The organism is Sphingomonas fucosidasi (genome assembly GCF_036663855.1).
Lineage (GTDB): Bacteria > Pseudomonadota > Alphaproteobacteria > Sphingomonadales > Sphingomonadaceae > Sphingomonas > Sphingomonas faeni_B.
Genome location: NZ_JAXOJR010000003.1, coordinates 412,540 through 420,099, shown reverse-complemented (window position 1 = coordinate 420,099; position 7,560 = coordinate 412,540). Strand labels below are relative to the sequence as shown.

The following is a 7,560-nucleotide window of genomic DNA, read 5'->3' as shown; positions in this document are numbered from 1 at the left end:
GCAGAACTCGAAAAGCAACGGTCGGGTTTAAACCTGACCGTTGCTTCACCCGCGCTCCTGCGCGACAACAACGGTCGGTCTCTGGTCGCAGCTGGATGAAAGGCGGGGGTCACGTCAGCGGAAACTCGGAAGCGCTTCGCTCATGGCGGGATCGTCCTGGTTCGATGGGGTGATGATCGTCAAAACATCCGTCTCTGTCACGGCAGCTTGTCCGAAGCGCTCCCTTCTGCGACCATAGACCTGCGGTTCGGTCAATCCCGGCCGTGGGGCGTGGAAACCCCGACAATCACGTGGTCCGGTCGAGCTTCTCGGCCGGGCGGCTGTCACGCATGTCCAAGGCTTGCCCAAAGGTGGCAGCGCCTTGTCCACGTGCAGGGTTTCCAACGCCCGGCTCTTCAGCCGGGTCCTGCCTCCATTCCAAGCGAGGAGGCATCGCGGTGAGCGATCTGAAACAGAAAATGCGGGAATTACTGAGCGGGCTGGGTGAATGCCGACAGCCTGGATCGGGTCCGGCCAAACTCGAGGATCTCCTGTGTCTGGAGATGACAGCAATCACTCTAAATCGGCCAACCACCATAGCTAAACCTCAGGATGCCTATGTCGAATGGATGGCCGAGGAAGCTGAGCGGTACGTGTCATTGGCGAGAACGTTGATGCTGGAAACTCGTGACGGGTTTTCGGGCAATCAACGATTGCTGTTCGGGGGGATCATCTTCAATCTGAACCAGAATCTGGAGACATTTATCAATGATGCCCTTTTGATAATCGACGACAGGCAGGAAATACGCCGGCGTCTCCAAGCCAGCTAGAGCGATCACACCTGGGTGCCGTAAGCCGGATCGACATTTGGCGTCCGACTGGCGTCCGTTTGGCGTTGATGTGCGTCCCTTTTGCGTCCCTTTTGCGTCCGTCCCCCTAATTTTGCACCCTTTCTGCACCCTATTTGCCCCCCAATGCTTTCTAAAGGGAGTTTCTCGCGCCAGAATGCAGCATAATTGCATCATATCTGCGCAATAATTGCATCATTTGTGCATCACATTTGCATCATTGGGCGAGCTTGCCTGCTGAGCTGCGCTCATCAGGATAGTTTGGACCCCCTTAAGCTCGGCCAGTCCATTTTTGGACCTGTCAGAGCTTCATTTTCGACCCTTTAATCCGTAATTTAAGGTCGTACACCATACGCACCTTCCGGTGCCGGTAAGTCATTGATAAATAACGCCATTTGTCCAAGGTTTGCGTTTAGGTGGGACCCTACGTGGACCCTATTATGGTGCAACTAACTATAAACATTGTAGTCTATCATGTAAAATCGGGTCCACCCTGTGGTTGGAGGCAATATAGCGCTGTCAGATTCCATCAAGGTCCGGTTGAGGGAGGGGCAGGCGCTTGTTTTTGCTGCCCAAGCCGAACAACGGGGGGTCGGTATCGCGGCCTTCATACGTGACCGCCTTGATCAGATCGATCGGGTCGAGGAAGAGCTGGCAAGTATCCGTGCGGCCATGATCGATATGGGCGAAACGCTGGACGAGCTGCGCGATCGGCTCGCTGATACCGGTAATAGCGCAAGCGCCCAAGTGCAGCCGGAGCTGGCAATACCGAACGCCGCTCAGATCGAAACGCTGATGCTGTTGCGGGCAATTGCATCGCCTGAAAAAATGCGAATGATCCGAGCCGAACTTGACCGCCAGGGAATAGAACCGTGGCGCGGAGAAGTGCGATAAGGCCGGCGATTATCGGACAGGCCAAAGGCATATAAGCCGGCTACAGCAACGCAGAAACGCAGATTGAAAGGGAGCGACCAAATGCACCTTGATCGGAAGCGCCATATATTGCCGGGCCGGTTAATCGGAATGGGTATGGGCATGATCGCCCTGGCTGGACTTTCGGCTCAGGCAGATGCCGCTGTTGCGACCTTGTTGGCCCAGCCCAACCCTACCCAGTCCGCCGCTGTCGATAAGGCGCTCGGTTCCGCACCGGCATCGTTGAAGGCCGACGTGACGGCCGCTCTGCCGACGCTGCGCCCGTACATCGTCACGCTGATGTGCGTGCAGGACGACATGGCGACACGGGGCCTCGTCGAAAAATTCGTCGGATCGCGAGGGGCAGTCATGTTCAATGGATGGTCAGGTGCCATGTCGCCGGCAAAGCGGATGCAACATCACGACATGGTCGGATGCCTTACCGTCACCCGGATCCAGAACTGGCGGCGGATCGCTGCGAACGAGTTCGCCTTCGACATCCTGTTTACCGCCGACGACAGCGGCGAGAGCTACCTGTGGCAGAACAAGGTCCACAAGGAGCCCGACGGGACGTGGCTGATCGCCTGAGCAGCTAACGGCTTTCCTAGTCCAGGGCGGTCTAGCATCCAAGGCGAATGTACCGCTGGGGCCACCACCGTGTCACGCTTGATGACCTGATCGGGTTTGCCTGGTCGGCGCCCATGCGGGAACTGGCCGCGCAAGTGGGCCTATCTGACGTGACCGGACTTGGCGTCGCGTGCACGCAAACAATTTACGCGACGCCAGCCTGCTTGAGCGTGAGCAAGGGCCACTCCATCACGCCGCCCCATCCACAAACAGCGCAACCAGACGCTGGTTGATATAATAGTTGTTCCGCCCAATCCGGTGCTTGGTCAGCAAGCCGCCCTCCGCCAGTTCGTCGAGATATTTGGTCGCGGTCGGGCGCGATACGGTCAGTTCGGTCTGCACGTAATCGATCCGTGTATAAGGGTGGCGGAACAGGTTGTTGAGCAGGTCCTGCGAATAGATCCGGGCGTGGTCGGCGCGCAGGCGCTGCTTGAAATCGGCCATCAGGCCGTGGATCGCCTCGATCAGGCGCAGCGTCTCCTGCGCGGTCTCGGCGACGCCGCGCAGCATGTAGAGCAGCCACGGTTCCCAGTCGCCGGTATCGCGCACCGATTGCAGCAGCCGGTAATAGTCCGCCTTGCGGCTGGTGATGAAGCGGCTGAGATACAGGATCGGAATGTCGAGCAGCCCGGTCCGCGTCAGGTACAGCACGTTGATGATCCGCCCGAGCCGACCGTTACCGTCGGGAAAGGGGTGGATGCTTTCGAACTGGTGATGGATGATCGCCATCTTGACCAGCGGGTCGAGATCACTGTGCCCGCGCGCCCCGATCCCGTCCTCCCCAATGGCATCGTCGTTGATGAAGATCTCCATCGCGTTCATGTGCGCGACGATCGCGTTGGCGTCCTGCGGCGGGATATAGACCATCGCGCCGGTCTGGTCGTTCTTGAGCGCAGTGCCCGGCGTCGCGCGAAACCCGCTGTCGGTGCGCTTGAGCATCTGGAAAATGGTGATGATCATGCTGTTGGTCAGCAGCCCGCCCAGCCTTTGCTGTTCGCTGAAGCCATGGCGCAGCGCGTCGGCATAGAGCGCGACTTCCTTTGCCGCCGGGGACGACGGGTTTTCGGGAAAGGCGCGCGCCTGGAACAGCTCGTCCTGCGTGGTGACGATGTTCTCGATCTCGGAGCTCGCCTTGGCTTCCTGCATCGCGAGCGTGTCGATCAGGATGCCCTGGTTGGGGATCGACGCGGCGCGCCCCTTCAGCTCGGCGAGGTGCCGGTGCGCCTGCGCGAGCGCACGGAGCACCGCGGGCGTTTCCTCCAGCCCCGGCGGGGGCAGGGCGGGAATAACGTAGCTGGGCGTCAGCACGGGGCGGGGGTGTCGATCAACATTGCGCCGAAAAGTTTGCACATGAGGCGCGACGTGTAAAGAAAACCGCGTTTTCTTGGCACGTCGCGCGAACGTGTAAAAAGGCGGGCGTTATTCCGCTGGAACGATGACGTCGGCGAGCTGCTGGCGGATCACGTCGGTCAGCCGCGCGTTTTCAACAGACTGTTCCTCGAGATTCGCCTGCAACATGGCGAAGCGTTCGGGGAAGGGGGGCCATCCTCCTCGACATCCTCAGCCCCGACATAGCAGCCGGAGGGCAGGACATAGCCATGACTGCGATCACGTCATGCTTTGGCAGCACCCAAGAACCAAAAGCTTTATCATACAGTAGCGTAGATCGATCTGCGATCGTCGAGCATGCTGATCGGTGTCGGCGTGATCCAGTCGGCACCGCGCAGTGGATAAGGACCGTAGAACAGGTCCCCCAGCGCCCGCCTATAATGCGCATTCATCCAGCGCCGACGGCGATGTTCGGGGCCGTCATGGATCATGTGGCACCGCTGGCAGAGTGCTGCGAGCCGGTGCAGCGCACTATCGCTGGGGTCATGATCGAGATGCGCGCAAGCCAGGACGACCGGCGTCCAACGGCCTTTCAGGAGAATATTCTCCAAGGGGCGGCGCACGCGTCGTCCCTTGCCGTTGCGCCAGCATAGCCGGCTCCTATCCCACCACCGTCCGTCGCCGAGATGGAAGACCCGCTGCCCGTGCGGCCGCGCGCAATGTTCACACCGCCCCTTTGCCCTGCCGAAGCGAACGTGCTGCGACAGCTGTGGCCAGTCGATTGGGTAGAGAAAGACGTGTTCGGGACGGATCGGCATCAGCCAAGCCTCGAGGCCGCGGCGGTCAGTGCGCGGTAGAGCGTGGCGTGGTGGCATTTGAGCAGCTTGGCTGCTTCGCGCACCGAGGTTCCCTCGGCGACCAGTTGCCGGCCCAGGGCAATCTGTTCGGCCGTCAGCTTGGGCGGCCGTCCAAAGCGGACCCCTCGCGCCTTCGCCGCGATCCGTCCGCTGCTCGTGCGTTGGTGGATCAGTTCGCGCTCGAATTCGGCGATACCGGCGAACACGGTCAGCACCATGCGCCCCGCAGGCGAGGTCGTATCCGCCCATGGCTCGGCGAGCGAGCGCAGCCCGGCTCCGACCTCCTTCAGCTTCTCGGCAATGTCGAGCAGGTCGCGGGTGGAGCGTGCCAGCCGATCAAGCCGCGTCACCACGATGGTGTCTTCGTCGCGGAGCTGCTCGATCATCCTGCCAAGTTCGGGCCGGTCACGTTTCGCGCCCGAGATCTTCTCCTCGAACGTCCGCTTGCATCCAGCCTCCTTCAACGCGGCGCGTTGCAGCCGGAGATCTTGGTCATCGGTGGATACACGGGCGTAGCCAATCAGCATGTCGCATAACTGTATCGGAATAAAGGCCTTATGCAACAGATTTTTGCGACATTCGTGTAGGAGAGAGGGTGAGTGCTTTGGCGCACTGTCGCGAAACTTAGCATTTTTGCAACAAGCCTGCGCGGCTACGCGTACGCACTCAAGTAGTTAATCGCGGACGCGGCAGGATCATGATTATGTAAAAATACAAGCAGAAAAAGGCCATTTCAATCCAATAACGGCAGAGACTTTTTAAATTCTGGTAGTGGGAAGAAATAAACAGGAAGATCAAGCTCATCTCTGTATCTATCATACCATGACTGCAATGTGTAACGGTCCGACCACAGCGCTTGAGAACTAGAATTACTATAGATCTTACGGTTTCCGCCCACGCCTTCAGCAAGGATGCCGACATGGCCAACCTTTCGCTTCTTGGTGCCTAGAATTCTCTTGCTCGGTGAAATGATGATGCCTCCTGCACTGACATTATCCGGTTCCGATGACGCGCCGAAATTCTCTAGCAGCTCCGGCGCGAAGACAGCCGTACCATCGGTGTGCGTTACCCAATATCCCAAGCAACGATAAATAAGGTGGCGTACCGCCCAGACGCACGCCAGATTTCCACCATTAGGACCACTTTTTGTAGAAAAGATGCCAATCTGCGCCTTGGCGTAGTTGGCAACTTGCGTATGCCCTTCTCCACTTGCCTCACCAACGAAAGATTTTGTGCGGAGTTCACTGCCAGCGGGTCTAAACTCAGTCTCGGTTACATCTACCAATCCATCAGGCGTTCGCCGAAGAATCATCAGGTCGGATGTGTCACCGTCGGAGAATGTAACCTTAAGAACTTCCCTCTCGCCCTTGCCCTCGCGTTCGACGGTTACTTCCGTCACGCCATCAGCAAGAAACTCGGCGATCTTGGGATCAATCTTTTGGCTCACAACTTCTTCCCTATTTACTGAATTACCTAACTAATACAGTACCACTATTATATTTTGGCACGAACTACACACTGTTGTAGCTTAGGTTGAAGTGTTTCCAGTTGGATAAAGGTTTGTGCGATTCGGGCCTCAGTTGTCGCGCTTACAGCGGATTTAACTGCTTGGTTGCCACCGCCCGCATCCTGAACCAAGGCTTTTGCTTGATCCGTTGCGGTCGACGTACCGCCCGTTTTCTTTTCTTCCACTTCGGCCGCTAGCCCTTTGATTTCTGCGATCACACCGGCGGGATCGAAGGTCCCGACAACGCTCAGCCGTTGGGCCAGGACGCGCTCGACCGACAGCAGGGCTGCGGAAACCCCTATAAAATAGCGTTCTGCGGCGCTCACGGTTAGGTTATCATTGCCTCCTGGAGCGGCGAGCGCACGTGCGCCGCCCTCTTGAGCTGCGCTGATCGCGCCGATAGAAATAGGATCTATTCCAACCGCCTCCGACTTAATGCAGAGGATTGCGTCCAGAGCGCTGTCGAAGATGGCCGCTTTCATTTGCGGAGAATAGTAATTCTTACCGGCGGAAAGCGCTGCAGTGGCCGCGCCGCCAGCGATTGCAAAACCGCTTGGCGCTCCGAAGGCAAGCGCCGTGGCAGCTCCAGCGCCAATTAGCATCGCCGGCACTTCGAATGTCTGTCGCCCGTTAGCAGCGCTGTGGGCGCGACAGCGGTACATAAGGACAAAGTTGTCGATCAAAGCCTGAGTGCCGCTTACGGTACGCGTAATCGGGATCGGTTTGTCGGCAGAGTCGAGACGTTCGTTTGGCATGCAACGCGCGCCCCAACTGCTATTGCTACCGCGTGTAGACATCTGGTTTTCGAGGTTTACGCTTGGAGGTGCGAAGCTAGTAGTCGCGCAGCCCGCCAAGGAGCTGCAGGCTATAACTAATGCGAGTCTTCTCATACGCCACCCCCCAAAGGAACGCCTAAGCCGAAGAGGTATGATGCATGCTGTGGGGGGGTAATGCTAGTCCAATAGACAATGCTTGATCAGAAAACGACTTTGTTCTTTGTCATCTGAAATGCATGAGGCGGCTAGCTACCCCCGTTGCTCTTCTATCGCTAGGGTGAAGATATCTACGACAGTCGACAGCAGCTATCCCCGCAAGCTCACGACGTTATTCCTCAAGCCTGCCTGTACGAGCCTTTTTTTTTGATTTGTCCCATTCCTTCTTGATGAGCCGTTGGGCTGCATCCTCAACCGCATCCGCCTTTCTGAGCCACTCGGGCCTTGGTGCATGTCGCGCACTCACCAGTTCCTCGACTGCGCGGAAGAGCGCGCGATCCAGAGCACGTTTGTCATTGTCAGTACGTTCGTCGCGGCAGGCCGGGTTTAGGCGGAGTACTATACCAGCGCGCGCGGCATGTACCTTTCGCCAGTTCACCGGCTTGGCAGGGCTAGCATTACAGTTGCGCATTTGATTGAAGTCTGAATCAATGGGTCTCCATGGCAGGAGACCGTGGATGACGGGTGTATCGATTGAGACGACGCTGGAGCTTTGGGCGACATCGCTG

The 7,560-nt window shown here is 58.0% G+C and carries 9 protein-coding genes; 3 read left to right on the top strand and 6 right to left on the bottom strand.

The features are described 5' to 3' along the window. The first annotated feature begins 437 nt into the window (after positions 1 to 437). The 3 genes from U1737_RS08405 (at position 438) to U1737_RS08395 (ending at position 2,327) form a co-directional block, all read left to right on the top strand. The gene (locus U1737_RS08405) at positions 438 to 809 is read left to right on the top strand and encodes a hypothetical protein (protein WP_332796393.1); all 372 of its coding nucleotides are present in this window, start codon (positions 438 to 440) and stop codon (positions 807 to 809) included. Positions 810 to 1,322: 513 nt separating this feature from the next. Beyond that, on the top strand, positions 1,323 to 1,721 hold the full coding sequence (locus U1737_RS08400; RefSeq protein ID WP_332796392.1) for a hypothetical protein: 399 nt from the start codon (positions 1,323 to 1,325) through the stop codon (positions 1,719 to 1,721). A gap of 141 nt (positions 1,722 to 1,862) precedes the next feature. Then, on the top strand, positions 1,863 to 2,327 hold the full coding sequence (locus U1737_RS08395; protein WP_332796391.1) for a hypothetical protein: 465 nt from the start codon (positions 1,863 to 1,865) through the stop codon (positions 2,325 to 2,327). 228 nt (positions 2,328 to 2,555) lie between these two features. Here U1737_RS08395 and U1737_RS08390 read toward each other — a convergent pair whose 3' ends face one another. The 6 genes from U1737_RS08390 to U1737_RS08365 form a co-directional block, all read right to left on the bottom strand. Continuing rightward, positions 2,556 to 3,674 carry a Fic family protein gene (locus tag U1737_RS08390; RefSeq protein WP_332796390.1) on the bottom strand — a complete coding sequence of 373 codons (1,119 nt, stop codon included), beginning with the start codon at positions 3,672 to 3,674 and terminating at the stop codon, positions 2,556 to 2,558. A 341-nt stretch (positions 3,675 to 4,015) separates the two neighbouring features. Beyond that, positions 4,016 to 4,513 (bottom strand): protein-tyrosine phosphatase family protein, encoded by a 498-nt coding sequence (locus U1737_RS08385; RefSeq protein ID WP_332796389.1) that lies wholly within the window; start codon positions 4,511 to 4,513, stop codon positions 4,016 to 4,018. Continuing rightward, entirely contained in the window at positions 4,513 to 5,079 is a 567-nt protein-coding gene (locus tag U1737_RS08380) for a recombinase family protein (RefSeq protein WP_332796388.1), read from the bottom strand. Before U1737_RS08380 ends, U1737_RS08385 begins: the two co-directional genes overlap by 1 nt. Before the next feature lie 206 nt (positions 5,080 to 5,285). Next, positions 5,286 to 5,999 (bottom strand): hypothetical protein, encoded by a 714-nt coding sequence (locus U1737_RS08375; RefSeq protein ID WP_332796387.1) that lies wholly within the window; start codon positions 5,997 to 5,999, stop codon positions 5,286 to 5,288. Between the two features lie 47 nt (positions 6,000 to 6,046). Beyond that, entirely contained in the window at positions 6,047 to 6,814 is a 768-nt protein-coding gene (locus tag U1737_RS08370; protein WP_332796386.1) for a hypothetical protein, read from the bottom strand. Positions 6,815 to 7,163: 349 nt separating this feature from the next. Beyond that, the coding region (locus U1737_RS08365; protein WP_332796385.1) for a hypothetical protein at positions 7,164 to 7,560 on the bottom strand (397 nt) is incomplete at its 5' end.